The sequence below is a fragment of the Streptomyces sp. NPDC001549 genome, assembly GCF_042894025.1.
GTDB lineage: Bacteria > Actinomycetota > Actinomycetes > Streptomycetales > Streptomycetaceae > Streptomyces > Streptomyces kutzneri.
Genome location: NZ_JBIAVJ010000018.1, coordinates 52482 through 77332, shown reverse-complemented (window position 1 = coordinate 77332; position 24851 = coordinate 52482). Strand labels below are relative to the sequence as shown.

General features: G+C 73.5%; 20 protein-coding genes. 5 read left to right on the top strand and 15 right to left on the bottom strand.

All coding sequences use genetic code 11. The features are described 5' to 3' along the window. Positions 1-19: 19 nt before the first annotated feature. From ACFY04_RS26735 to ACFY04_RS26720, 4 genes are all read right to left on the bottom strand, one after another. Positions 20-1912, bottom strand: a complete 1893-nt coding sequence (locus ACFY04_RS26735) for an IucA/IucC family protein (protein WP_389120312.1) — start codon at positions 1910-1912, stop codon at positions 20-22. A 99-nt stretch (positions 1913-2011) separates the two neighbouring features. Further along, the gene (locus ACFY04_RS26730; RefSeq protein WP_389120310.1) at positions 2012-2725 is read right to left on the bottom strand and encodes a GNAT family N-acetyltransferase; all 714 of its coding nucleotides are present in this window, start codon (positions 2723-2725) and stop codon (positions 2012-2014) included. A 32-nt stretch (positions 2726-2757) separates the two neighbouring features. Next, positions 2758-5022 (bottom strand): IucA/IucC family protein, encoded by a 2265-nt coding sequence (locus ACFY04_RS26725; RefSeq protein WP_389120309.1) that lies wholly within the window; start codon positions 5020-5022, stop codon positions 2758-2760. Between the two features lie 21 nt (positions 5023-5043). Then, positions 5044-6528 carry a diaminobutyrate--2-oxoglutarate transaminase family protein gene (locus ACFY04_RS26720; protein ID WP_389120306.1) on the bottom strand — a complete coding sequence of 495 codons (1485 nt, stop codon included), beginning with the start codon at positions 6526-6528 and terminating at the stop codon, positions 5044-5046. A 187-nt stretch (positions 6529-6715) separates the two neighbouring features. Here ACFY04_RS26720 and ACFY04_RS26715 point away from each other — a divergent pair, with 187 nt between their 5' ends. Further along, positions 6716-7885, top strand: coding sequence for a serine protease (locus ACFY04_RS26715; RefSeq protein WP_373038599.1), 1170 nt, complete (start codon positions 6716-6718; stop codon positions 7883-7885). 115 nt (positions 7886-8000) lie between these two features. On the opposite strand, the gene hflX is transcribed toward ACFY04_RS26715, so the two are convergent. From hflX to miaA, 6 genes are all read right to left on the bottom strand, one after another. Then, complete coding sequence (hflX, locus tag ACFY04_RS26710) at positions 8001-9506, bottom strand: GTPase HflX (RefSeq protein ID WP_389120304.1); 1506 nt, start codon at positions 9504-9506, stop codon at positions 8001-8003. Positions 9507-9633: 127 nt separating this feature from the next. After that, positions 9634-11133 (bottom strand): M1 family metallopeptidase, encoded by a 1500-nt coding sequence (locus tag ACFY04_RS26705; protein WP_389120522.1) that lies wholly within the window; start codon positions 11131-11133, stop codon positions 9634-9636. 148 nt (positions 11134-11281) lie between these two features. Beyond that, positions 11282-13375, bottom strand: a complete 2094-nt coding sequence (locus ACFY04_RS26700) for a RelA/SpoT family protein (protein WP_389120302.1) — start codon at positions 13373-13375, stop codon at positions 11282-11284. A 140-nt stretch (positions 13376-13515) separates the two neighbouring features. After that, positions 13516-14391, bottom strand: coding sequence for a diaminopimelate epimerase (gene dapF / locus ACFY04_RS26695; RefSeq protein WP_389120300.1), 876 nt, complete (start codon positions 14389-14391; stop codon positions 13516-13518). Between the two features lie 99 nt (positions 14392-14490). After that, entirely contained in the window at positions 14491-15012 is a 522-nt protein-coding gene (locus tag ACFY04_RS26690) for a hypothetical protein (RefSeq protein WP_301374443.1), read from the bottom strand. Between the two features lie 132 nt (positions 15013-15144). Then, positions 15145-16083 carry a tRNA (adenosine(37)-N6)-dimethylallyltransferase MiaA gene (gene miaA / locus ACFY04_RS26685; protein ID WP_389120298.1) on the bottom strand — a complete coding sequence of 313 codons (939 nt, stop codon included), beginning with the start codon at positions 16081-16083 and terminating at the stop codon, positions 15145-15147. A 218-nt stretch (positions 16084-16301) separates the two neighbouring features. On the opposite strand from miaA, the gene ACFY04_RS26680 reads away from it, so the two are divergent. Both ACFY04_RS26680 and ACFY04_RS26675 read left to right on the top strand, forming a co-directional pair. After that, positions 16302-16469 (top strand): gliding motility protein, encoded by a 168-nt coding sequence (locus tag ACFY04_RS26680; protein ID WP_229875451.1) that lies wholly within the window; start codon positions 16302-16304, stop codon positions 16467-16469. Positions 16470-16492: 23 nt separating this feature from the next. Continuing rightward, on the top strand, positions 16493-16738 hold the full coding sequence (locus ACFY04_RS26675) for an antitoxin (RefSeq protein ID WP_389120296.1): 246 nt from the start codon (positions 16493-16495) through the stop codon (positions 16736-16738). A gap of 223 nt (positions 16739-16961) precedes the next feature. Here ACFY04_RS26675 and ACFY04_RS26670 read toward each other — a convergent pair whose 3' ends face one another. The 3 genes from ACFY04_RS26670 to ACFY04_RS26660 are packed head-to-tail and all read right to left on the bottom strand — an operon-like array spanning position 16962 to position 19881. Next, positions 16962-17684 (bottom strand): hypothetical protein, encoded by a 723-nt coding sequence (locus ACFY04_RS26670; protein WP_389120294.1) that lies wholly within the window; start codon positions 17682-17684, stop codon positions 16962-16964. 38 nt (positions 17685-17722) lie between these two features. Then, a complete protein-coding gene (miaB, locus tag ACFY04_RS26665) occupies positions 17723-19246 on the bottom strand; it encodes a tRNA (N6-isopentenyl adenosine(37)-C2)-methylthiotransferase MiaB (protein ID WP_389120292.1) in 1524 nt (507 codons plus the stop codon). Next, the gene (locus ACFY04_RS26660) at positions 19243-19881 is read right to left on the bottom strand and encodes a maleylpyruvate isomerase family mycothiol-dependent enzyme (protein WP_389120291.1); all 639 of its coding nucleotides are present in this window, start codon (positions 19879-19881) and stop codon (positions 19243-19245) included. Before ACFY04_RS26660 ends, miaB begins: the two co-directional genes overlap by 4 nt. 167 nt (positions 19882-20048) lie before the next feature. Between ACFY04_RS26660 and ACFY04_RS26655 the strand changes: the two genes are divergently transcribed. After that, entirely contained in the window at positions 20049-21086 is a 1038-nt protein-coding gene (locus tag ACFY04_RS26655; RefSeq protein ID WP_389120289.1) for a LysR family transcriptional regulator, read from the top strand. 32 nt (positions 21087-21118) lie between these two features. Then, positions 21119-22114, top strand: coding sequence for a TAXI family TRAP transporter solute-binding subunit (locus ACFY04_RS26650; RefSeq protein ID WP_389120286.1), 996 nt, complete (start codon positions 21119-21121; stop codon positions 22112-22114). A gap of 39 nt (positions 22115-22153) precedes the next feature. Here ACFY04_RS26650 and ACFY04_RS26645 read toward each other — a convergent pair whose 3' ends face one another. Both ACFY04_RS26645 and ACFY04_RS26640 read right to left on the bottom strand, forming a co-directional pair. Then, entirely contained in the window at positions 22154-23194 is a 1041-nt protein-coding gene (locus ACFY04_RS26645) for an ROK family protein (RefSeq protein ID WP_389120520.1), read from the bottom strand. A 33-nt stretch (positions 23195-23227) separates the two neighbouring features. Beyond that, on the bottom strand, positions 23228-24364 hold the full coding sequence (locus ACFY04_RS26640; RefSeq protein ID WP_389120284.1) for a LacI family DNA-binding transcriptional regulator: 1137 nt from the start codon (positions 24362-24364) through the stop codon (positions 23228-23230). Positions 24365-24851: the final 487 nt, after the last annotated feature.

Here is a 24851-nt window from a genome sequence, read left to right as displayed (position 1 = left end):
CGGGCGCACCGGCGAGCAATCATGGCCGGTACAGGGGGTTGGGTACGGTGCCGTGCTGCACGGCGTGCGGGCGGTCGGGGCGGTCGCGGTAGCCGTCCTCGTACAGCCGGTTCCGGTTGAGGCAGAGCCGTCCGATGCGTTCGCCGAGCAGGTCGAAGAGCTCGTAGCGGTCCTTGAGCTCCGGGAAGCGGGCCTGGTGGCGCAGGATCTCCGCCCGTACGAGGGACCAGAACTCGCGCTCCGGGACGCCGACGCCGTCCTCGCACAGGGCCGAGAGGTAGCGGAAGACGCCGACGAACAGCCCGGAGTGGATGAACTGGGGCAGGAAGTCGGCGGGCTCGGTGATCAGGACCGCTCGGACCTCGTCGGGCAGGGACTCCAGCTCGGGCAGCGGCTCGTCGGTGATGTTGACGTCGTCCACGAAGTCCTTGACCGCGAGCCGGACCGGGACGTCCTGCTCGTCGAAGATCACGATGGCGTTCTCGCCGTGCGGGGAGAACACGGTGCCGTAGCGGTAGAGGAAGTGGAGCAGCGGGGGCAGGAGGGCGGCGAAGAGGCGCTCCAGCCAGACGGTGGGGGTCAGCCCGGACCGGGCGACGAGCTCGGCGGTGAAGGACCTGCCGCGCGGGTCGGTGTGGAGGAGGGAGGCGAGCGTGCGGGCGCGCTCGCCGGGTGCCAGCAGGCCGGTCAGGGGCTCGCGCCAGATCGTGCCGAGGAGCTCCTTGTACTGGTACGGAACCTCGGGGAGCTCGTCGTAGACGGGGTGGCGGACGGTGACGGAGGCGACCTCGCCGAGCAGCACGACCCGGCACTCGTCGCGGAGGAAGGGGTCGCCGTCACGGAGGGAGTGGATCCAGGCGGTGACGGCGGGGGCCGCGAGCGCGAGGTCGCTGGGCAGTCCGCGCCAGACCATGGTGTTGAAGACGGAGAGCGGGAGCTTGACGCTGTGCCGGTCGGGCCGGCTGAGGTTGGGGAAGGTGCGGACGGACTGCTGCGGAAGACGCACGTCGGGATCGGCGGGGAGCGGTACCAGGGCGCCGGAGGCGAGCGCCGGGGCGAAGAGGGGGAGGACGACCTCGTCCCACTGCCAGGGGTGGACCGGGAGGTAGAGGTAGTGGAGCGGGTCGAGGCCACGGTCGCGCAGGAACCGGTCGAAGGCGGCCCGGGTGACGGGGCCGAGCTCGGCGGTGTAGAGCCGGGCGGGGTCCTCCAGGCCGGCGGTGCCGCGGTAGGCGGCGAGCGAGGTGTGGGCGGCCAGCCAGGGCAGCCGCTGGCGGGTGCGGGCCTCGGGGGCCCAGGCGGCGGTGTCGGAGGCGGAGAGTCCGATGCGGCCCTTGTTGGGGACGAGCCAGGGGTGGCCGGTCTGGTGGCCTTCGAGGGCGGCGTAGTCGAGGTCGGCGAGGACGTCGGCGGTGAGTGCGGTGTGGTCGAGCCGGGCGTCGGCGGTGAGGGTGGCGCTGAGCTCGCGGACGAGGTGACCGAGGGTGGGTCCGTCGAGGCCGAGAAGGGTGCGGGCCCGGATGAGGAAGGCGTACGGGTCCCCGAAGGCGGTCGGGCTCCCGAGGTCTCCCGGAACGGTCGGTGAGGGCGGTGAGGTCGGCTCGGGCGCCGGCGGGGTCAGGGTGATCGTGTCCGGGGTGACCTGCCAGCTGCCGTACGAGCGTCGGCGGGCGCGGAAGCCGAGGCTGCTGCCGTCGTCGAGGGTCAGGGCCCAGGCGTCCCCGGCGGCGGCCGGTGCGGGGACGGGGCGGATGATCTCCTCGTAGGCGAACTCTCCGAGCATCTTGGCGAGCAGCCGGCGGGCAGCGAAGTCCCAGGTCGTGCGGTTGAGTTCGGGCGGCGTGCAGGGGTGCTGGGGCGACGGTGGCACGGCGGGTTCGGCCGCGTCGGGGGCTGCGGGGAAGTTCGGCACGTGACTCCTCGGAGGTCGGGAACTCTGCTTCGCTACGCAGAGTTATCGAAGGGAGAGGTGCGAAGCTGCCGACGACGGTCGGGGTTTGCGGGGCGGCACTCAGAGGAGATTGCGCAGCACCCGCTCCCGGACCATCAGGGCGGCCCGCTTCTCGGGAAGGTCGATTTCCGCGGAGCAGCGGAAACCGGAGTTCAGGAAGGCTGATACGGAGGGGGTGTTGCGGATGTCCGGTTCCGCGACGACGCGTGTGCAGCGGGGGCGGTTGCCGAGGACCAGGTCGGCGACGGCGCGCAGCAGAGCTGTTCCCAGTCCGCGGCCGCGGTTCGTGCCGTCTCCGATGAGCAGGTGGATACCCGTGTCGTGGGGGCGCGCCGGGTAGTGCCCGGAGAGCGGGTCGAGGTCGGCCCGGTAGATCTCCCAGTAACTCATCGGCGTGCCGTCGAGGAGGCCGAGGCAGGGGATGCTGCGGCCGTCGCCGTCGAGCTGGGCCCGCAGGTGGTCGGCGGTGACCGCGGCGGGGCCCGCGAGCTCCCAGTAGGCGGCCACCTCGGGATCGTTCATCCAGCCGGTGAGGAGCTCCAGGTCGCGGCCGGGCCGCACGGGTTCGAGGCGGAAGGCTCCGGCGGGTGTGGTGACGCTGCCCCAGATGGCGGGGGAATCGAGCAGGTCGGCCTCGGCGAGCAGAGGCAGCAGTCCGGCGTTCAGGCGTTGTTCGCGCCTTACGCCGGCGACTTTGACGACGCCGGTGGCGGTGCGGGTGTCGTGGGCGGATCCGGCGGCTGGAGCTGGGGCTGAGGTGTCGGTGGAGGGCATCGGGGGCTCTTCTCCGCGTCGGCGCCGACGCGTCAATCGTGAAGGGGGTTGGTGATGGTGACGTAGACGGACTGGGTGTCGACGGGGCCGACCAGCTCGTCGAGACCGCCCAGGCGGGTGAGTAGGTTCGCCTTGCAGCGCAGGGTGGGTGAGTCGAGCAGCCGTGCGGGCAGCGGGCCGAGGCCCGCCGCCTTGGCGAGGAAGCGGCGGAAGGCGGCGAGGAGGACCCGTTCGTCCGCTAGCCGCTGGGATCCGAAGGCGCCGATGAGGCCGAGCACGTTGTTGATGCCGAGGTAGTAGGCGAAGCGTTCGTCGGTGACGGCGTCGGAGACGAAGGTGTCACTGGCGCTTCCGATGCCGGGGAGCCGGTGCTCCAGTTCCGCGCGGCGGGATTCGCGGAAGTAGTAGCCCTGGTTGTCGCGGAAGCGGCCGCCGATCGGCCAGCCAGCCGGGTCGAGGAGCACCAGGGTGTTCTGCTGGTGCGCTTCGAGGGCGATACCGGCGAGCGCGTCGAAGGCGAGGACCGGCAGCACCACGTGGTCGAGGTAGCGCAGGAACCACTCGGCGGCGACGGCGGACGTGGTGTGGCCGGTGGCGGTGGCCAGCCCGGTGACGAGCTCGGCGAGGCGGGAGCTCATGGTGGTCCGGCCGGGCCATGGGCGGGGAGCGGTGAGTGCGGCGATGCAGACGGGATCGTCGCCCGAACGGAAGGGGTTGTGGCGCAGCAGGGCGTCGAGTCCGGGCACGGGGGTTCCGTCCGGGGCGTCCACGGCGACCCAGGCGGGGTCGCGGACGATGTCGAAGGCGGGGTGGGACGCCTGCCACTGCTCGGCGAGGCCGGTGCGGAGCAGCCGGTGCACCTCGACGCCGCGGTGGAGTTCCTTGCGGAGGTTCTCGCGGCGGGAGTTGGTGATGCGCAGGCCCAGGGAGAGCTTGAGCATCGCGGGGGCGCCCGGGCGGTGGACGGTGCGGACGGAGGAGGTGGGGTACCAGGGCTCGCCGTGCGGGCCCAGGTCGTGCAGAAGTCCCGCGTCACGGAGGGCGGTGACGGCGGGGCGCTGGAGCAGGTCGCGGGCCTGCCAGGGGTGCAGGGGAAGGGGGGTGGTGCCGTTGGGCAGCGGGAGCCCGGGGGCGAGTCGGCCGAGGAGCTGTGGGGCGGAGACGGGGCGGCCGCTCTCGGTCCAGGCCGATTCGCTCGCGAGAGCCGCGGGTTCGACGGCGAACCAGTGCAGGGGGAAGGAGCCGTGGAGTTCGGGTGAGTAGCGGCGCACCTCGGCCTCGGAGAGTCCTTCGCGGCTCTTCGGGTCCGGCTGGAGGGGGTGACCGAGCAGGAGCGCCTGTTCGGCGGTGAGGAAACGGTCCCCGCCGACGGGGGCCGGGGCGGTGGGGCGTTCCCGTCGGTCGGCGATGAATTCGGCGGTACGGCGCACCGAGTCGGCGACCCGGCCGACGAGGTCGGCGGCGCCTCGGCCACCGCTCGTGCCCTCACGGGCGATGAGCGCGGCGATGGTGACGGCGTCGAGGGAGGGCGCGGCAGCGGTCGTGCCTTCGAGCCGGACCGCACCGAATCGGTGCCAGCCGGCGTGGGACCAGTGGCGGACAGGGACGAGCAGGGCGGTGCCGGAAGCGGGAAGGGGGATACGCAGGGGGGTTCCGGCGGGGCCGTCGGGGCGGCCGAGACCGGATTCGCGGACCCAGCAGCGGAGCAGGTTCTCCACCGCCGCGGCCTCGGCGGCGACGGCCGGGTCGGGGTGGTTGAGGAGGTCGGGCAGGGTGGTCGGCTCCAGCCGGAGGGGGCTCGTCCATCCGAAACGGGGCCGGGGTGTGCCGTCCTTCTGCCGCGGCACCGTGGCCGTTGCTCCGGGTCCGGCGCCGGTCCCGGTGGCGGCCGCGGCTGCCGGGGGGAGCTGCTCGGCCGGTGTTCCGGGTGCGCCCGCCGGGCCCGGCTGCGGCTGCTCGGCCGTGGCCCCGTCGGCGTGGGGCGGCGTGCCGGCCGGGGGTGGGGCCGGTGCGTCCTCGGCCGGTACGGGCCGGGCCGGCGGGCTGACCGTGGAACCCGAGCCCTGCACATCGGGCACGTCGAGCCGGGGTGTTGGGGACGGCGGTTCCGCGGCCGCCTCCCGTAGCGGCACCGCGGTGCCGGGCGGCAGTGACGGCTGCCCCTGGGCGGCAGCGGCCGCCTCGTGGTCCGGGAGCGGCCGCGGCTGCGCCTGGGCCGCTCCCGGCGGTGGGGCGGGCCGGTCGGAAGACAGCGGCTGGGTCTCCGTGATGGGGGTGGACTGGTGCGGGTCTGGCATCGCGGGTCCTCGGGGTGCGGGTCAGTGGGTCCGGCGGGCGGCGGCCGGGATGGCGTCGGCCAGGCGGTCGAGGACCGCCGCGGCCTGCTCGTCGGTCAGGGTCAGCGGGGGAAGGAGGCGCACCACGGCGCCGTGGCGGCCGCCGAGCTCGACGATCAGGCCGCGGTCCAGGCACTCCTGGCGGACGGCGGCGGCGAGGGACGGTGCCGCGGCCCCGGTGTCGGGGTCGACGAGTTCGACGCCGATCATCAGGCCCCGGCCCCGTACCTCGCCGATGCAGGTATGGCCGCAGGCCAGGCCGTGCAGGGCCGCCAGCATCCGTTCCCCCAGGACGGCGGCGCGCTCGGCGAGCCGGTTCTCGCGGACGAAGGCGAGCGTGGCGGTACCGGCGGCCATGGCGAGCTGGTTGCCGCGGAAGGTGCCCGCGTGCTCGCCGGGGGCCCAGACGTCCAGGCCGGCCCTGTACACGATCACCGCGAGCGGCAGGCTGCCGCCGATCGCCTTGGAGAGGACCATGACGTCGGGCACGACCCCGGCGTGGTCGACTCCCCAGAAGGCGCCGGTCCGGCCGACACCCGTCTGCACCTCGTCGGCGATCAGCGGGATCCCCCGCGCCGCGGTGATCTCGCGCATCCGGCGCAGCCAGCCGTCCGGGGCGGGGATCACCCCGCCCTCGCCCTGCACGGGTTCGACGATCATGCCGGCCGGGGCGGGCACGCCGCCCTTCGGGTCGTCCAGCAGGTTCTCCGTCCAGCGCGCGGAGAGTTCGGCGCCCTCGGGGCCGCCGACGCCGAACGGGCAGCGGAGGTCCTGCGGGTACGGCAGCCGGGTCACCCGTACCCCGGGGGCGCCACCCGACGCGTCCAGGGCCCCGGCGGTCATGCCGTGGTAGGCCCCGGTGAAGGCGAGCAGCCCGGGACGTCCGGTCGCGGTGCGCACGAGTTTGAGGGCGGCCTCGACGGCGTCCGTACCGGCCGGACCGCAGAACTGGATGCGCGCGTCGGCTGCCAGCGCAGGCGGCAGGTTGGCGAACAGCTCGGTGGTGAAGGCGTCCTTGACGGGGGTCGCGAGGTCCAGCACGTGCAGCGGGGCACCCGAGTCGAGGACGCCGCGGATGGCTTCGAGCACCACCGGGTGGTTGTGCCCGAGGGCGAGCGAGCCGGCGCCGGAGAGGCAGTCGAGGTAACGCCGCCCGTCGGCGCCCTCGATGGTGAGCCCGCGGGCCCGCACCGGGACGATGGGCAGCGCGCGCGCGTACGTCCGGGCGGCGGACTCCCGCTGCGCCTGTCTGCGCAGGATGCCTTCGGGAGCGGCGGAACCCCCCGGCCCACCGCTCACGCCCGGACCGCCCGGGGCATCCGGAGCGTCCAACCCCGGTCCCCGGCTTCCCTGCGGCGGCACTTGAGGCGGGATCTCTGTCGTGGCCGCCGCCGCGGCCGGCTCGGTGACAGCCACGAGTGTCGGTCCTCCCGCACTGATTGCTCTTCCGGATTGCGTCTCGAACATGAACGCTGCTCCCCCATCCCCCGTACGTACCAACGACGGTGACGGCGAGGGATCACGGGTTGACTCAAGATCCTTGTCCCGCAAGGGGAGAGCGCCAGGAACCGCGGCCCCGGCCTGTGTCGTCCTCGGCGACAGCGGCATAGTGGGGGGCTACTCCACTCCTCGAACTCCCAGGGGGACGAACGACATGCGACCGAACCGACCGGTCACCGCGATTCTGTGCGCGGCCACGCTCGCGCTGACCGCGGCTGCCTGCGGCCCCGGCGACGGGGAGGCCGGCGGCGACGCCAAGCCGACCGTGGCTGCGAGCCTGCCGGGCCAGGACGGGATCAAGATCCCGGACCAGCTCAAGGACAAGCTCAAGGAGCACGGAATAGACCTGGAGAAGTGGAAGGGGGGTGAGTGGAAGAACTGGAAGCAGGAGGACTGGCTCCGCGAGGCGGGCGACTACATCAACCCGGTCATCGAGGGCCTGTGGGACCCGGACCGCATGCGTGATGCCGAGCAGCCGCAGCGTCCGGCCGTCGACCCCGACGCGGGCAAGGACCAGGGCGTCACCGACCCCACCCCGGCCCCGGTGGCGGCCAAGCAGGCCACCCCGCCCTACCACACGAGCGTTCCGGCGTCCGGCAAGGTGTTCTTCGACGGCCCCGAGGGCTCGATGGTCTGCTCGGCGACCGTGATCAAGGACCCGGCCCACCCCGGCAAGTCCAACATGGTCTGGACCGCGGGCCACTGCGTCCACGCGGGCAAGGCCGGCGGCTGGTACCGCAACATCGCCTTCGTCCCGTCCTACAACAACGCGGGCAAGCCGGCGGCGCAGCTCAAGGGCGCGCCCCGCGAGACGGTGGCCCCGTTCGGCGTCTGGTGGAGCGACTGGGCTCAGACCTCCGACCAGTGGATCGCGAGCGGCGGTCCGACCGGCGGCGCGGGTGCCCCGTACGACTTCGCGGTGCTGCACGTGGCGCCCGAGAAGGGCAGCAAGAAGTCCCTGGAGGAGACGGTCGGTTCGGCGCTCCCGGTGGAGTTCAACGCGCAGGCCGTGCCGAAGGTCGCGAGCATCACGGCGACGGGCTACCCGGCGGCGGCTCCCTTCGACGGCCAGCGCGCCTTCCAGTGCACGGACAGGCCGGGCCGGCTGTCCCTGAGCGCGAACGACCCGGTGATGTACCGCATCGGCTGCACCATGACCGGCGGTGCCTCCGGTGGCGGCTGGGTCACGGCGGGCTCCGACGGCAGGCCGGCGCTGGTGTCGAACACCTCGATCGGCCCGGCCAAGGCGGGCTGGCTGGCCGGACCCCGGCTGGGGCCGGAGGCGAAGGGCATCTTCGACGCCGTCAGCGCCAAGTTCAAGTAGTCCGAGCGGTTCGAGTAGCCCCGGACCCTGAGCGTGACCGAACGGCTGAGGCCCCCCTGCACCGCAGGGGGGCCTCAGCCGTCAAGCCCTCAAGCCGTCAAGCCGTCAAGCACGCTCAGCGCTTCGCCAGCGCGTACGGCGCCAGGTCCGCCGCCAGTTCCTGGTGGACCCGTGCCTTGAGCAGGGTGCCGTCCGGGGTGTGCTCCTCGGAGATCACCTCGCCCTCGGCGTGCGCCTTGGCGACCAGCGAGCCGCGCGTGTACGGCACCATGGCCTCCACCTCGACCTCGGGCCGCGGCAGCTCGGAGTCGATGAGCGCGAGGAGTTCCTCGATGCCCATGCCCGTCCGCGCCGAAACGGCGATGGAGTGCCGCTCGATGCGCAGCAGCCGCTGCAGGACGAGCGGATCCGCGGCGTCCGCCTTGTTGATCACGACGATCTCGGGCACGTTCACCGCGCCGACCTCGCGGATCACCTCGCGCACCGCCGCCAGCTGCTCCTCCGGCGCCGGGTGCGAACCGTCCACGATGTGCAGGATCAGGTCGGAATCCCCGACCTCCTCCATCGTGGAGCGGAACGCCTCGACCAGGTGGTGGGGCAGGTGCCGGACGAAGCCGACCGTGTCGGCCAGGGTGTAGACCCGGCCGCTCGGCGTCTCGGCCCGGCGCACGGTCGGGTCGAGGGTGGCGAACAGTGCGTTCTCCACCAGCACGCCCGCGCCCGTGAGGCGGTTGAGCAGCGAGGACTTGCCCGCGTTGGTGTAACCGGCGATGGCGACCGAGGGCACCTTGTTGCGACGCCGTTCCTGCCGCTTGATGTCACGGCCGGTCTTCATCTCCGCGATCTCCCGGCGCATCTTCGCCATCTTCTCGCGGATCCGTCGCCGGTCGGTCTCGATCTTGGTCTCACCGGGGCCTCGGGTGGCCATGCCGCCACCGCCGCCGCCACCCATCTGGCGGGACAGCGAGGCACCCCAGCCGCGCAGTCGCGGCAGCATGTACTGCATCTGCGCGAGTGCGACCTGCGCCTTGCCCTCTCGGGACTTGGCGTGCTGGGCGAAGATGTCGAGGATCAGCGCGGTCCGGTCGACCACCTTCACCTTGACGACGTCTTCGAGGGCGATGAGCTGGCCGGGGCTGAGCTCACCGTCGCACACGACGGTGTCGGCGCCGCTCTCCATGACGATGTCACGCAGCTCGCGCGCCTTGCCCGAGCCGATGAAGGTGGCGGGGTCCGGCTTGTCACGGCGCTGGATCACACCGTCGAGTACGAGGGCACCCGCCGTCTCCGCGAGGGCGGCGAGCTCCGCGAGGGAGTTCTCCGCGTCGTTCACCGTGCCGGAGGTCCAGACACCGACCAGTACGACGCGCTCCAGGCGCAGCTGCCGGTACTCGACCTCGGTGACGTCTTCGAGCTCGGTGGAGAGGCCGGCCACGCGGCGCAGGGCCGCGCGCTCGGAGCGTTCGAACTGCTCGCCGTCCCGGTCTCCGTCGACCTCGTGGCTCCAGGCGACGTCCTCTTCCATCAGGGCATCGGCCCGAAGGCTCTCGGTGAAGCTCTGCGGGTCCCGCACGTCCTGTGCGTCCCGCGCGTCCTGGGAAGGGGAAGAAGAGGAGGTCATTGGATCCTTACGTCGATTCGAATAGCAGTGTCACGTTAACTGTCACGTCCAACGTGTCACACCGCCGGGGGATTCCCCGCGCGGCCCCGTCGATGGTGACATGCCCGTTCCTCACCGGTCACACCCTTTATTGGGCGCTCCCGTCCGCCGCGGCCCTGCCGGAGGCCGGGTCCGCCGCGGCCCTGCCGGAGGCCGCCTTGCCGCTCCACTCCGGGTGCCCCGGCATCGGCGGGGTCGTGGCCCCGTACAGCCAGGGCTCCAGGAAGGCCGTGAGGTCGCGGCCCGCCTCCTGCGAGGCCAGGCCTACGAAGTCGGCCGTCCCCGCGATCCCGTCCCGGTTCTCCGTGACCCAGCGCCGCTCGATCCGCTCGAAGGCCTCGGTGCCGATCTCCTGCCGCAGGGCGTAGAGGATCAGTGCGGACCCGTCGTAGACCACCGGCCGGAACAGCCCGATCTTCTCGCCGGGCGCGGCGGCCTTCGGGGCGGCCGGCGGGCCGCCCGCCGCCCGCCACTGGTCGGAGCGCTGGTACGCCTCGCGCATGCGCCGCTCCAGGGAGTACTTGCCGAGGCCGTCCGCGTACAGGGCCTCGTACCAGGTGGCGTGTCCCTCGTTGAGCCACAGGTCGGACCAGGTCCGCGGGGTGACGCTGTCGCCGAACCACTGGTGGGCGAGCTCGTGGACCATCACGGACTCGACGTACCAGTCGGGGTAGCCCTCGCCCGCGAACAGATTGCTCTCGAAGAGCGACAGCGTCTGCGTCTCCAGCTCGAAGCCGGTCGTGGCCCGCGCGATCAGCACCCCGTAGTTCTCGAAGGGGTAGCGGCCGACCCTCTCCTCCATCCACTCGATGTGGCCCGCGGTCTTCTTGAGCCAGGGGTCCAGCCGCTGCCGGTCCTGGGCGGGCACCACGTCGCGCAGCGGCAGCCCGTGCGGTCCGGTGCCGTGCACGACCTCGGAGCGGCCCACCGAGACCTGGGCCAGCTCGGTGGCCATCGGGTGCCGGGTCCGGTACGTCCAGGTCGTCGTGGGGCCGAGCCGTACGGCGGGGGCCACCGGCTCCCCGTTGGCGACGGCCGTGAGGCCGGCCGGGGCGGTGATCCGGAAGGTGAAGAACGCCTTGTCGGCGGGGTGGTCGTTGCAGGGGAAGACGCGGTGCGCGGCGTCCGCCTGGTTGGCCATGGCCAGGCCGTCCTCCGTGGGCACCCAGCCGCCGTCGCCGCGGCCGCGCGGATCGCTGGTGTGCCGGATGGTGATGTGCAGCGGCATCTTGTCCGCCACCGGGCGCGCGGGCGTGAGGACGAGGTCCTCCGCCACGCTCTCGAACCGCGCCGGCTCCCCGTTGATCTCGGCGGACGCCACCTTGCCGTGCGTGAAGTCCAGGTTGATGCGCTCCAGCCGCTCCAGGGCGCGGGCGTCGATGACGGTGACCGCGTCGAGCGGGCTCAGGTTGTCCTTGTAGTCGAAGGACAGGTCGTACGAGAGTACGTCGTACCCGGGGTTCCCGAGCTCCGGGAAGAGCCGGTCGCCGATGCCCAGCGGCTTCGGCGGGGGCAGGACGGCGGCGACGAGGGTGAGGGAGGCCGCGGCGAGCAGGGTGGCGCGCAGGCGCGGGGAGGAGAGCTGCATCCACCACCGCTTACCAGCGCCCGCCACACGGCCGCGTACGGCGCGCGACAGGTCCACCCGAACGGGGCCTTCCGGAGTCGTTCCGGCCTACGTTCGCACCGGCCTACGTCTGCACCGTCCTACGTCCGCACCCGCGCCCGGCCGGCGTCTACACCCGGCTGACGTCGTACACGCCCGGCACGTCCCGCATCGCCCGCATCAGCGCGGGCAGCCCGGCCGCGTCGGGCAGCTGCAGGGTGTAGCTGTGCCGGACCCGCTGCTCGACCGGCGGTTCCACGGTCGCGGAGACCACCTCGACCCCCTCGCGGGCGATGGCCTCGGTCAGATCGGCCAGCAGATGCGGGCGGCCGAACGATTCAGCGAGCAGAGTGACCCGGCAGTCCGCCGTGGCCCGCCAGTGCACCGCGACGGAGGTGCGCCCCACGGCCCGCATCTGCGCCACCGCCGCGCAGTGGATGCGGTGCACGGTCACGGCCCCGCCGCGGACCAGGAAGCCGGCGACGGCGTCCGGCGGCACCGGGGTGCAGCACCCTGCCAGTCGTACGGTGGCGTCCGGCAGATCGGCGACCGCGTTGCCCCCGCCGCCGCGGGCCCCGACCACGGACAGCGGCGCCCGGGCGGCCGAGGTCGTGGCCATGGCCCGGTCGGGGTGGGCTTCGAGCCAGCTGCTGATGGCGATCCGGGCCGCGGGGGTCCGCGCGTGGTCCAGCCACTCGGCGGCGGGTCCGGAGGAGGCGTCCTGCGCGAGCAGCAGCTGGACGGTGTCCCCGTCGGACAGCGGGGAGGACAGGGAGGTGAGGCGCCCGTTGACGCGGGCGCCGATACAGCCGTGGGCCGCCTCGCCGTGCTGCGCGTAGGCGGCGTCGATACAGCTGGCCCCGGCCGGCAGACTGATCGTGCCGGTGGCGCTGCCGTCGTCCCGGAACACGGTGATCTCCCGGTCCTGGGCCAGCTCCGCCCGGAGCACGGTCCAGAAGGTGTCGGGGTCGGGCGCGGACTGCTGCCAGTCGAGCAGCCGGGACAGCCAGCCGGGCCGCGTGGGGTCCACGCGTTCCTCGTCCGGGTCGGTGGCGGCGGCGTCGGGCGTCGCGGTGGCGTACGGATTGCCCAGGGCGACCACGCCGGCCTCGGCGACGCGGTGCATCTGCCGGGTCCGCACGATGACCTCGGCCACGTAGCCCTCGGGGGTGGCGACGGCGGTGTGGAGCGACTGGTAGAGGTTGAACTTCGGGGTGGCGATGAAGTCCTTGAACTCCGAGATGACCGGCGTGAAGCAGGTGTGCATCTCGCCGAGCACGGCGTAGCAGTCGGCGTTCTCACCGACGAGGACGAGGATGCGGCCGAAGTCGGAGCCGCGCAGTTCGCCGCGGGTGCGGGCGATGCGGTGCACGGAGACGAAGTGCCGCGGCCGGACCTGTACTTCGGCGGCGATGCCGGCGTCGCGCAGGACGCCGCGCACGGAGTCGGCGATGGCGGGCAGCGGGTCGCGTTCCCCGGCGTGGGCGGCGATGAGCGCGCGGGTGCTCTCGTACTCCTCGGGGTGCAGGATCGCGAAGACGAGGTCTTCCAGCTCGGTCTTGAGGGCCTGCACGCCGAGCCGTTCGGCCAGCGGGATGAGGACGTCGCGGGTGACCTTGGCGATGCGGGCCTGCTTCTCGGGGCGCATCACGCCCAGGGTGCGCATGTTGTGCAGTCGGTCGGCGAGTTTGATGGACATGACGCGGACGTCGTTGCCGGTGGCGACGAGCATCTTGCGGAAGGTCTCGGGTTCGGCGGCGGCGCCGTAGTCGATCTTCTCCACCTTGGTGACGCCGTCGACGATGAAGCACACCTCGTCGCCGAACTCCGCCCGGACCTGATCGAGGGTCACGTCGGTGTCCTCGACGGTGTCGTGGAGCAGAGAGGCCGTCAAGGTGGTGGTCTCGGCGCCGAGTTCGGCGAGGATCAGGGTGACGGCGAGCGGATGTGTGATGTACGGCTCACCACTTTTTCGCATCTGACCGCGGTGCGAGGTCTCCGCGAGAAGATACGCGCGGCGCAGAATGGACAAATCGGCGTCCGGGTGGTGGGCGCGATGCGCCTCGGCCACGTGGCCGATCGCGTCCGGAAGCCGGTCTCGTGACGTCGGCCCGAGCAGGGCCGCGCGCCCGAGCCGGCGCAGATCGAGCCTGGTCCGCCCCCGTCTGCGGAGCTCAGGGCGCGCTTCGGGGTGTGCTTCGGGGTTCGTGGCCTCTGCACTCATGGGCACCTCCGGCGGCTTCGACCGGCGGTGGTGGGCATGGGGTGAGCCCTCAGGGCCGGTGCCTGATGTTACCGACCCCACCACGTGGCGCAGTCCACCTCTCGCTCAGCGTGAAACGGATCACCCGTTAGAGGGAAGCTTCAGCCGAAAGCCGTTTCGGTGAGCCAGGCCCCGTCGAACTCCCCCGCAGCCACGATCACGGCCGGTCCGGTCATGTCGATCTGGCCGTCGGGGTGCTCGGTGATGATCAGGGTTCCGCCGGGGAGGTCGACGGTGTACGCGACCGGCTCGCCGGTGGCGGCCGGGTCTGCGCCGTCGCGGCGGATGGCGGCCACGGCGACGGCGCAGGCGCCGGTGCCGCAGGAGCGGGTCTCGCCGGAGCCGCGCTCGTGGACGCGCATGGCGACGTGCCGGGGGCCGCGGTCGACGACGAACTCGACGTTGACCCCGGTGGGGTAGGCGGACGCCGGGCTGAACGCGGGGGCGGCGAAGAGGTTCCCGGCGTGGTCGAGGCTCTCGACGAAGGCCACCGCGTGCGGGTTCCCCATGTTCACGTTCCGCGCGGTCCAGCTGCGGGCGTCGACGCTGACCGTGACCTCGCCCTCGGGGAGCTCGGCGCGGCCCATGGAGACGGTGACGTCGCCCCCCTTGTCGAGGTGCACCCGCTTGACGCCGCCACGGGTGGCGACGGCGAGGTCACCGGGCTCGACGTGTCCGGCGTACTGAAGGTAGCGGGCGAAGACGCGCACGCCGTTGCCGCACATCTCGGCGATGGAGCCGTCGCTGTTGCGGTAGTCCATGAACCACTCCGCCTCGTCGGCCAGGTGCGCGGCCTCGGGGTGCGCGGCGGACCGGACGACGTGCAGGACGCCGTCCGCGCCGATCCCGGCGCGCCGGTCGCACAGCTTCGCGACGGCGGACGCGGGCAGCTCGATGGCGTTGTCCGGGTCCGGGACGATCACGAAGTCGTTCTCGGTGCCGTGGCCCTTGAGGAAGGAGAGGGTGGTCTGCGTCACCCGCCCATGGTACCGAGCCCCAGCTCAGAGGTGCCGGACCGTCCGAGGGGCGGAACCGGCCGGGAGGCGGAGCCGGGACGCGGAACCGGCCGGGGGCGGTCAGCGGAGCCGGGCGACCCGGTACACGGCGAGACCTACGACGGCCAGTGCGACGACGGCGTACAGCGCGGCCATGCGCCAGTCCGGGCGGCGGCCGCTCCCCCGGGCCGGGAGACCGGGCCACGTGTAGCCGACCCGTCGGGCGGCCATCATTCCCCAGCCTCCGGCGCAGCAGCTGATCAGGAAGCCGAGCATGGCGACCACCGCGCCGCCGTCGCCGAACTCGAAGGCGAGCGGGAAGGCGAACATCAGCGAACCGGTGGCGGCGAGCATCGCGATGGGGGCGATCTGCCACAGGCGCAGGCGGCGCTGCGGGCGCAGTTCGACCTCGAACTCGGGTCCGGCGGCGGCCTCCGCCTCGGCGGAGTCCGGGGTGTCCGGGCCGTCCGGGGTCAGTCGCGCCGGATCGGCGGGCAGCCCGAGCCCTGTGGGCCCGTCCGTCCCGTCCGTCCCGTCCAGAAGCATCGGATCCGCTTCCCTCCGGGTGTCGTCCTGCCCGGTGTCACGAGGGCCGGCCTCCATCGCCACGCGCCCTCCCCACTCGGACTCAGTACGCCGCCGTTCATCGCAGGTGATCGCACCCGCTGGGGTTTGATGATGGCACGCCCCCGGCCCCACTTCTGGCGCGTGAGGCGTCCCGATGCCATCACGTGATCAGGCTGTGACCGCTCGTTCGACCAACGACTGCGCGAGTCCGGGGAGTTCCCCCCGGTCGGCGACGGCCCCGCTGAGCCAGTGCACGCGCGGGTCGCGGCGGAACCAGGAGTCCTGGCGGCGGGCGAACCGCTTGGTCGCCCGGACGGTCTCGGCCCGGGCCTCGTCCTCGGTGCACTCACCGGCGAGCGCGGCCAGCACCTGCTGGTAGCCGAGCGCCCTGGAGGCGGTGATTCCGTCGCGCAGCCCGAGGGCCTCCAGCGCGCGGACCTCGTCCACCAGCCCGGCCTCCCACATCCGGTCGACCCGCAGGGCGATCCGTTCGTCGAGCTCCGGGCGGGCCACGTCGACGCCGATCTGCACGGTGTCGTAGACGGAGTCGTGGCCGGGCAGGTTGGCGGTGAAGGGGCGGCCGGTGATCTCGATCACTTCGAGTGCGCGGACGATGCGGCGGCCGTTGCTGGGCAGGATGGCCTGCGCGGCGGCCGGGTCGGCGGCGGCGAGGCGGGCGTGCAGGGCGCCGGGGCCACGGAGCGTGACCTCTTCCTCCAGGCGGGCCCGCACCTCGGGGTCGGTGCCGGGGAACTCCATGACGTCCAGGGCCCCGCGGACGTACAGGCCGGATCCGCCGACGAGGACGGGGGTGCGGCCCTCGGCGAGCAGTTTGTCGATCTCCAGGCGAGCCAGCCGCTGGTAGTCGGCGACGTTGGCGGTGTCGGTGACGTCCCAGATGTCGAGGAGGTGGTGCGGGACACCGCCGCGTTCCCCGGTCGTCAGCTTGGCAGTGCCGATGTCCATCCCCCGGTACAGCTGCATGGAGTCGGCGTTGACGACTTCGCCGTCGAAATGGCGTGCCAGGGCTACGCCCAGGTCGGACTTTCCTGCCGCGGTGGGACCTACGACGGCGATGACCCGCGGGGCGGGGGCTGCTTTCCTCACCGCCCCAGTCTCGCAAACCCCACAGCATGTACCCGATCGAGTTACGTGACGGGGTGAGGTCGGGGTCGTTGCCCTGGCGAGGTTCCGGCCGGGCATGCGCCCTGCGTACGCCCGGCGCAGGCCGGTCCGGTTCGACGCGGAACTTCACTCACACGAGTAACGTTACGGGAGTAGACATGGGCGTTTTTGATCGGTTTTTTCGTCGTAAGGACGAGGTCGTGACCGAGGCGGTCGCGGCGGAGGACCTGACGGCGGAGTCCGGTGCGGCCGAGGAGGCCGAGCCTGTTGCAGAGAAGTCTCCGGAGGCGGGAGTCGTGGAGATTCCGAAGCAGCTGGCGGCCCCGGTGGCCGCGGACAGCGAGACCGGCGAGGGCGCCCGCACGTAGCGACCGCCGACGGAAGGTGACCCATGGGCCTGCTGGACAATCTGAAGGCCAAGCTCGGTCCGGCGAAGGACAAGGTAGGCGATCTCGCCCTGCAGCACGAGGGCAAGATCGGTGAGAGTCTGGACAAGGTGGCCAAGGCCATGGACTCCAAGACCAAGGGCAAGTACAGCGGCCAGATCACGAGCGGGACGGGCAAGGCGAAGGACGCCCTGGGAAAGATCGCGCACAAGGACGCTCCCGGCGGGCCGACGCCGCCGGCCGCCTCCTGACGCGGTCAGGGAAAGGGGCGCGGGGGGGGGGGGGGCCCGGGCCCCCCCCCCCCCGGCCGCCCCCCCCCCCCCCCCCCCCCCCCCCCCCCGGGGCGGGCGGCGCGGGCCGGGCCCCCCCCCCCCCCCCCCCCCGCGCCCCTTTCGCCGTTCCACGTTCCAGGAGCCTTACGGCCGTTCCAGGAGCCCTACGGCCGCCCCTGTCGGCTCTGCGGCCGCCGCGCGGCTACGACCAGGCGGCGACGAAGTACCCCACGCCGTACGGTGCGTCCTCGTACAGCAGGCGCCCTTCCAGCTCCGCGCCCTCGGCGGCGCCGGCCAGCACCTGCCAGGGGGCCCGTCCGGCGGCCTGGAGCTCGGCCGCGAGAGCGGCGTCGATCCCGGCCAGCGCGGCCACGTCGGCGGCGCCCAGCGCGCGGGCGGCGGCAGCGTCGAAGGCGGCGGCCCGCTCGTCGAGGTAGCCGGGGGCCTTGATAGTGCGGCAGGCGCTCCCGTCCCCGAGGACCAGCATGGCCACGCGTTCGGCGGAACCGCCCAGGTCCGCGCCGAGGAGGCCGCAGCCGCTCGGGGCGAGGTCCGCGGCGACGGCCACTCCGGCGACCGGGGCGGCCGCCCAGCGGGCCTGGCCGAGCAGCCAGCCGGCCACCGCGAGGGAGGCCGGGAGGATGGTCCCGGTGGCGTGGCCGCTCGGCGGTTCGCCCAGGTCGGGGCCCAGGGTGACGGTCAGGTCCACCCCGAACCCGGCGAAGCCGCCGGGGGTGCCCTGGTCGTACGCGCCGCCCTCGGCGGCGGCCCCGACCACGACCAGCAGGTCGGGCCGGGACGCGGCGAGCACCGCCAGCGCGTCGGAGCAGGCGGTGCGGGCGTCGCCGAGTTCGCCGGCGGCCCCCGCGGCGACCTCCGGCACGAGCAGCGGCGGGGCGGGACAGACGGCAGCGGCTACGAGCATGATCCGCAGCCTAGCCGCAGGCGCGGGACCCGTGTCGTTCAGGAGGAGGCGGGCACCGAGCAGCCGGAGGTGACGGCCGGCAGCGGCGACGGGACGCCCAGCTTCGGGATCCCGAGCATGACGCCCGCCGGCTGGGCGGGGGCGGCGTTGCGCTTCTCCCAGGCGTCGCCGGCGCGCGTCCGGCGCACGGTCAGCGTCGGGCCCTCGGCCAGCAGGTGGTGCGGGGCCGCGTAGGTGATGTCCACGGTGACCACGTCACCCGGGCGGACCTCCGCCTCCGGCTTCGTGAAGTGGACCAGGCGGTTGTCGGGCGCGCGGCCGGAGAGGCGGTGCGTGGCGCCGTCCTTGCGGCCCTCGCCCTCCGCGACCATGACCTCCAGGGTGCGGCCGACCTGCTTCTTGTTCTCGTCCCAGGAGATCTCCTCCTGGAGGGCGACCAGGCGCATGTACCGCTCCTGGACCACCTCCTTGGGGATCTGCCCGTCCATGTCGGCGGCGGGGGTGCCGGGCCGCTTGGAGTACTGGAAGGTGAAGGCGTTCGCGAAACGGGCCTCGCGCACCGCGTGCATCGTCTGCTGGAAGTCCTCCTCCGTCTCACCGGGGAAGCCCACGATGATGTCGGTGGAGATCGCGGCGTGCGGGATCGCGGCGCGGACCTTCTCGATGATCCCGAGGAACCGCTCCTGGCGGTACGAGCGGCGCATCGCCTTCAGGATCGTGTCCGATCCTGACTGCATCGGCATGTGCAGCTGCGGCATCACGTTCGGGGTCTCGGCCATCGCCGCGATCACGTCGTCCGTGAAGTCGCGCGGGTGTGGGGAGGTGAACCGGACCCGCTCCAGGCCCTCGATCTGGCCGCAGGCGCGCAGCAGCTTGCTGAAGGCCTCGCGGTCGCCCAGGTCCGAGCCGTACGCGTTCACGTTCTGGCCGAGCAGGGTGATCTCCGAGACGCCCTCGGCGACCAGGGCCTCCACCTCGGCGAGGATGTCGCCGGGCCGGCGGTCCTCCTCCTTGCCGCGCAGGGCCGGGACGATGCAGAAGGTGCACGTGTTGTTGCAGCCGACGGAGATCGAGACCCAGGCGGCGTACGCGGACTCGCGGCGGGTCGGGAGCGTGGAGGGGAAGGCCTCCAGCGACTCGGCGATCTCGACCTGCGCCTCCTCCTGGATGCGGGCGCGCTCCAGCAGCACGGGCAGCTTGCCGATGTTGTGCGTACCGAAGACGACGTCGACCCAGGGGGCCCGCTTGACGATCGTGTCGCGGTCCTTCTGCGCGAGGCAGCCGCCGACGGCGATCTGCATGCCGGGGCGCTTCGTCTTCATCGGGGCCAGTCGCCCGAGGTTGCCGTACAGCTTGTTGTCGGCGTTCTCGCGGACCGCGCAGGTGTTGAAGACCACGACGTCGGCGTCGCCGTCGGCGCCCTCGGGCGCCCGGACGTAGCCGGCGTCCTCCAGCAGACCGGAGAGCCGCTCCGAGTCGTGCACGTTCATCTGGCACCCGTAGGTGCGCACCTCGTAGCTTCGCTTCACGTCCACTGCCTGGCTCCGGTCGCTGCTGGTCATGCAACAAGGGTAGGCGGTACCCGGTGGCCCTCCGGTCCCCCGTTCAGCCGACCCGGGGGAAGGCGGCGGCCGAAGAGGACGAGCAGCAGGTCCTGGGCTTCCCCGTACACCGGAGTTCCCTCGCCGTGGGACCAGTCCAGGTCCTGCGCGCGCAGCTGGACGCCGGTCAGGTCCGCGCCGAAGAAGCGCAGGGACCGGGGGGTGACCGCGTCGAGGAGGAGCCGCAGCCGGTCCTCGGGGACGCGGCGCGGGTGGCCGAGGGCGACGGTGATGTCGAGGCCGTGGACCACGTCGTGGGCGAGGGCTCCGGTGGGGCCGGCGGCGGGCGGTTTCCAGGGGTGGCCGGCGTTCTCGCGGAGCAGCGCGGCGAGCTCGCGCGCGGTGAAGGCGGCGGCGTCGCGGCGGGCCGTGCGGTCGGTCATCCGGTGCAGGCTGCCGCGGGCCTGCAGCAGTTCGGCGGCGAAGCCGGGGAGGGTGGTGCGGAAGCCGAGCGACAGGTGGGCGGCGACCTCGCGGACGCGCCAGCCGGCGCAGAGGGACGGGGCGTCCCACCGGTCCGGGGTGAGGGCGTCCAGTACGTCGGCCAGCTCGCGGCGTTCGGCGGCGACGGCGGCGGCGATCGTACGGCGGCGCACGGAGGCGGGGGAGGCGGGGGAGGCGGAGCGGGACGCGGGTCGGGACGTCGGTCGGGGCGTGGGTCCGGGCGTGGGTCCGGGCGCTGATCGGCTCATGGATTCAGGGTCGAGGGGGCACCGGGCATAAGTCCAAGAGCGGGTCCTTCTGCGATCTAGAATCCGCGCTTATGGAACTGGCTCAGCTGCGCTATTTCGTGGCCGTGGTGGAAGAGGGCGGCTTCACGCGGGCCGGGGCGCGGCTGCACGTGTCACAGCCCGGGGTGAGCGCTCAGGTCGCGCACCTGGAACGCGAGCTCGGGCAGCGGCTGCTCGACCGGTCCGGGCGGCGGGTGACCCCGACGGAGGCGGGCCGGGCGGTGCTCTCGTACGCGCGGGCCGCGCTGGCGGCGGTGGAGGGCGTGCGGCGGACGGCCGAGGAGTTCTCCGGCCTGCTGCGCGGGCGGGTGGCCCTGGGGCTGATCCCGGGGGCGGCCGGGGCGGCGGTGGACGGGTTCGACGTGGTGGAGGTGCTCGGGGCCTTCCACGACGAGCACCCCGGGGTGGAGATCGCGCTCTCGGAGGACACCTCGGAGCGGATGCTGGCCGCGCTGCTGCGCGGGGAGCTGGACCTGGCGGTGGTCGGCCTCGCGGGGGAGCCGCCGCCGGGCGTCTCCTGCCAGGTGGTGCTCGACGAACCCCTGGTCGCGGCGGTGCGGGCGGACGATCCGCTGGTGGCGGCCGCCGTGGACGGCGGGATCCCGCTGACCGCCCTGCGCGGGCGGGCCCTGATCAGCCTGCCGCGGGGGACCGGGCTGCGCGGGGTGCTGGAGCGGGCGTGCGCGCAGGCGGGCTTCGCACCGCGGGTGGACTTCGAGGCGGCGGCGCCCGCCGTGCTGGTCCGGCTGGCCGCGCGGGGCCTGGGGGTGGCGGTGGTGCCGTCCGGGGCGGAGTCGGGAGCGGGCCCACGGGCCGGCACCGGCACCGGCGTCGGCACCGGCGTCGGCACCGCCAGCGGCAGCGGCAGCGGCACCGCCAGCGGCAGCGGCAGCGGCAGCGGCAGCGGCAGCGGCAGCGGCAGCGGCAGACTGTGCGCGCTGCGGATCACCGAGCCGGGGCTGACCGGGAGGGTCGCGCTGGCCTGGCGCACGGACGGACCGCCCGGGCCGGCCGCGCACAAGCTGCTGGGAAGGCTCCGCTCGGGAGCCCCCGGACGGCCCGCGCCGTGACAGGACGGCGGACGGGTGGCAGGATCGCGGCCATGCCTCTCGTACCGCCCCGGATCAGCAGGCGCCACGCCCTGCGGGTCCTGGTGGCCGTACTCGCCGTGCTCGGGGTCCTGACGTGGTGGCTGAAGCCCTTCGGGCAGCCGGAACTGCAGGGCGAGCTGACCTTCAGCACGGGCGCGCGGACCGGGGTCTACCACCGGTACGGGCAGCTCCTGGAGCAGGCGCTCGGCCGGGACATGCCCGGGATGGACGTACGGCTGGAGACCAGTGAGGGCTCGCAGGAGAACCTGAAGCGGCTGGCCACCGGCGAGGCGGACTTCACGGTGGCGACCGCGGACGCGGTCGCCAAGTACCAGCTCGACAAGAAGCCCGGCGCGGACCGGCTGCGCGGGGTCGCACGGCTCTACGACGACTACGTGCAGCTGGTGGTCCCGGCCGGCTCCCCGGTGCAGTCGGCCCGTGACCTGCGCGGCAAGCGGGTCGCGATCGGCCAGCCGGGGTCCGGCGTGCGGCTGGTCTCGGAGCGGCTGCTGAGGGCGGCCAAGATCGACCCGGTGCTGGACATCACGTCGGTGTACATCGGCATCGACACCATGCCGGCCGAGCTGGAGGCCGGCCGGATCGACGCGTTCTTCTGGTCCGGCGGCCTGCCGACGAACGCCGTGCGCGAGCTGTCGGAGCGCTTCGACATCCGGCTCGTGCAACTCGGCGACCTGGTGGAACAGCTGCAGGAGAGCGGCAGCCCGGCGCGCTACTACCGGACGGCCGTGATGCCGCAGGACGCCTACGCGCGGGCGCGCAACACGAGCGCGGTGTCGACCGTGGCCGTGCCGAACCTGCTGGTGACCACCGAGAGGACCGACCCCCAGCTCACCGAGCAGCTGACGCGGACGGTGATCCTCAGCCGCGACCTCGTCGGGCGCCAGGTGCATGCGGCGCAGCTCGTGGACTTGCGGACGGCGATCTACACCGACCCGCTGGACCTGCACGAGGGCGCGCGCCGGTACTACCGGTCCGTCAAGCCCTGAGGGTCGTGAGGGCCCTGAGGGTCCTGAAAGCCCTGAGGTTCACGAAGAGGACGGCGGCGAAGGCAGCAGCATGGTCGCAGCCGCGGCCGCGCCGATCAGCCCCGCATGGGTGCCCAGCATCGCCGGCACCACCTGGATGTCCTTGACGAACGAGAGCGTGGCGTAGGCCGCGAGGTGGCTGCGGATCGGGGCGAAGAGGGTGTCGCCGGCGGCTGCCACTCCACCGCCGATGACCGCGATGTCCGTCTCCACGAGGGTCGCGGTGGCCGCGATGGCGGCGGCCAGGGCGCGGCCCGCCCGGTCGAAGGCGGCCAGGGCGATCGGGTCACCCTCGGCGGCGGCAGCGGCCACGCCGGCCGCCGAGGCATCGCCCCCGCCGCGCGCGCCGTTCACGCCTGGGCCGGCCCCCGCCCTGCCCGGCGGCGTCCAGCCCTGGTCCAGGGCCCAGCGGGCGATCGCCGTACCGGAGGCGATCGACTCGACGCACCCGTGGCCGCCGCACGCGCACAGTTCGCCGTCGAAGGCCACGCTGATGTGGCCGATGTGTCCCGCGTTGCCCGTGGGGCCGGGGTGGAGCTGGTTGTTCAGGATCAGGCCGCCGCCCACGCCCGTGGAGACCACCATGCACAGGGCGTTCGCGTGGCCCCGGGCCGCGCCCAGCCAGTGCTCGGCGGCGGTCATCGCCACCCCGTCACCGGCGAGCACGGTCGGCAGGTCGGCCCCGCGCGCCGCGAGCTCCGCCACGACCCGCTCCTGGACCGGGAACTCCCGCCAGGCCCCGATGTTGACCGGGCTGACCGTGCCCCGGGAGGTGTCCACCGGGCCGGCGCTGCCGATCCCGCAGCGGACCGCCGAGGCCCACAGCGGCGACGCGGAGAGGTCGGCGACGACCTCGGCGACCGCCGCCATGACACCGTCGGCGTCCGCCCCGCGCGGGGTCGGGCGGCGGGTGGTGGCCGTCATCGTGCCGTCGGGGTGCACCAGCGCACCGGCGATCTTCGTACCGCCGATGTCGATCGCCACCGTCGGTCCGGAGGCCGCTGCGGCGGCCCGCGGTGCGGGGAACGGGGCACTGGGAATGATCACGGTGGCGGCTCCAGGAAGGTTTCAGGTTTAAGTATGCGCCGGAGGCGGCGCCGTGCTCTCGCGAGGCTCCAGCCTCGGCCGCTCGCTGATCCGCACCCCGGGCGGGCTGCCCGCGAGGACGGCCAGGAGCTCCTCGGCGGCCAGTCGGCCGAAGCCGGCGGTGTCCCGTACGAGAGCGGTGAGCCGGGGATGGGTGACCCGGCAGAGCGCGGAGTCGTCCCAGGCCACGACCGACAGCCGGCCCGGGACGGGGATGCCCAGCTCGGCGGCGACCGCGCTCCCGGCGACAGCCATCACGTCGTTGTCGTAGACGAGTGCCGTGGGCGGATTCGGCTCGGCGAGGACCCGTCGGGTGGCCGCCGCGCCCTCGGCGTCGGAGTAGTCGGTGACCACCGAGCGCACCCGGTCCGGGCCGAGGCCGCGATGTGCGGCCTCGGTCCGCAGGGACTCCATCCGGCGGACCGTGTGGGCGAGGCCGGGGAGCCCGGCGACGTGCACGATCCGGCGGTGGCCCAGCCCGTACAGGTGCTCCAGGACCTGGGCCATGGCGCCGGCGTCGTCGGCCCGGACCGAGGACAGGGTCGCGGAGGGAGCCGGGGAAGGAGCCGAGGAGGGACCCCTCCCGGCCCCGTCACCACCGCCGTCACCGCCCCCGCCCCCGTCACCGAGGCCGTCGGCCGCGCCGTCGCCCGGGGACAGCGCCTCGCCGATGGTGACCGCGGGCAGGGCCAGTCCTTCCAGGAGCGCCGGCCGCGGGTCGCTCGTACGCGGGTCGACGACGAGGACGCCGTCGACCCGTCGCTCGGCCCACCAGCGGCGGTAGACCGCGCATTCGGCGTCGATGTCCTCGACGACCTGGAACAGCAGGGCGGTCCGGGCGGCGGAGAGGACCTCCTGGATGCCGGAGACGAGCTGGAGGAAGAAGGACTCGACGCCGAGCGTGTGCGCGGGCCGGGCGAGGACCAGGCCGACGGCGCCGGAGCGTTCGCCGGACAGGGCCCGGGCCGCGCTGTTGGGCTGCCAGCCGAGTTCCTCGGCGACACGCCGGATCCGGGCCCGGGTGTCCTGCGAGACGCCCGGCCGGTCGTTGAGCGCGAAGGAGACGGCGCTCTCCGACACACCGGCCTGCCGGGCGATGTCCTTGATCGTGGGTCTGCGGGCCATGGCCTGCCTCATTCGTCCTTCGGGTGCGTCACACGTGGCGGAATACGGACGGCAATGGCCGGACCGTACGCGATCCTGCCCTGACAGGCCGCTTTTATGACGATCCATTGGTCTCCGGGGACGGGTGTGGAGCGGCGGCCGCGGCTCGAACTCCACCTCGGCCCCGCCCCGTCCGCCGGAACGCGCAGGCGCCGGAAGGCGCAGGCACCGGGCCGCGAGGGCCGGGCCACGGGGCGATCACCGGCCAAGTCCCGTACGGGGAAGCGGCGTAGGCCGACCTCCCGCGGGGCGGCCCCCGCGCCGTGCAGCCAGGAGCATCTGGACACGGGCCGCTGCGGCTCCCGTTCCGCCGGATCCCCGGACCCGTGCGCCACGGGACGCCCCGGCGGTCCGCTGCGCGCACGGAGCTTCGCGCCCGGCCGCCGTGACCGAAATACCGCTGATACCACTGTCCATTTCCGCGCACTTCCTTGCGGCCAGCCACAAC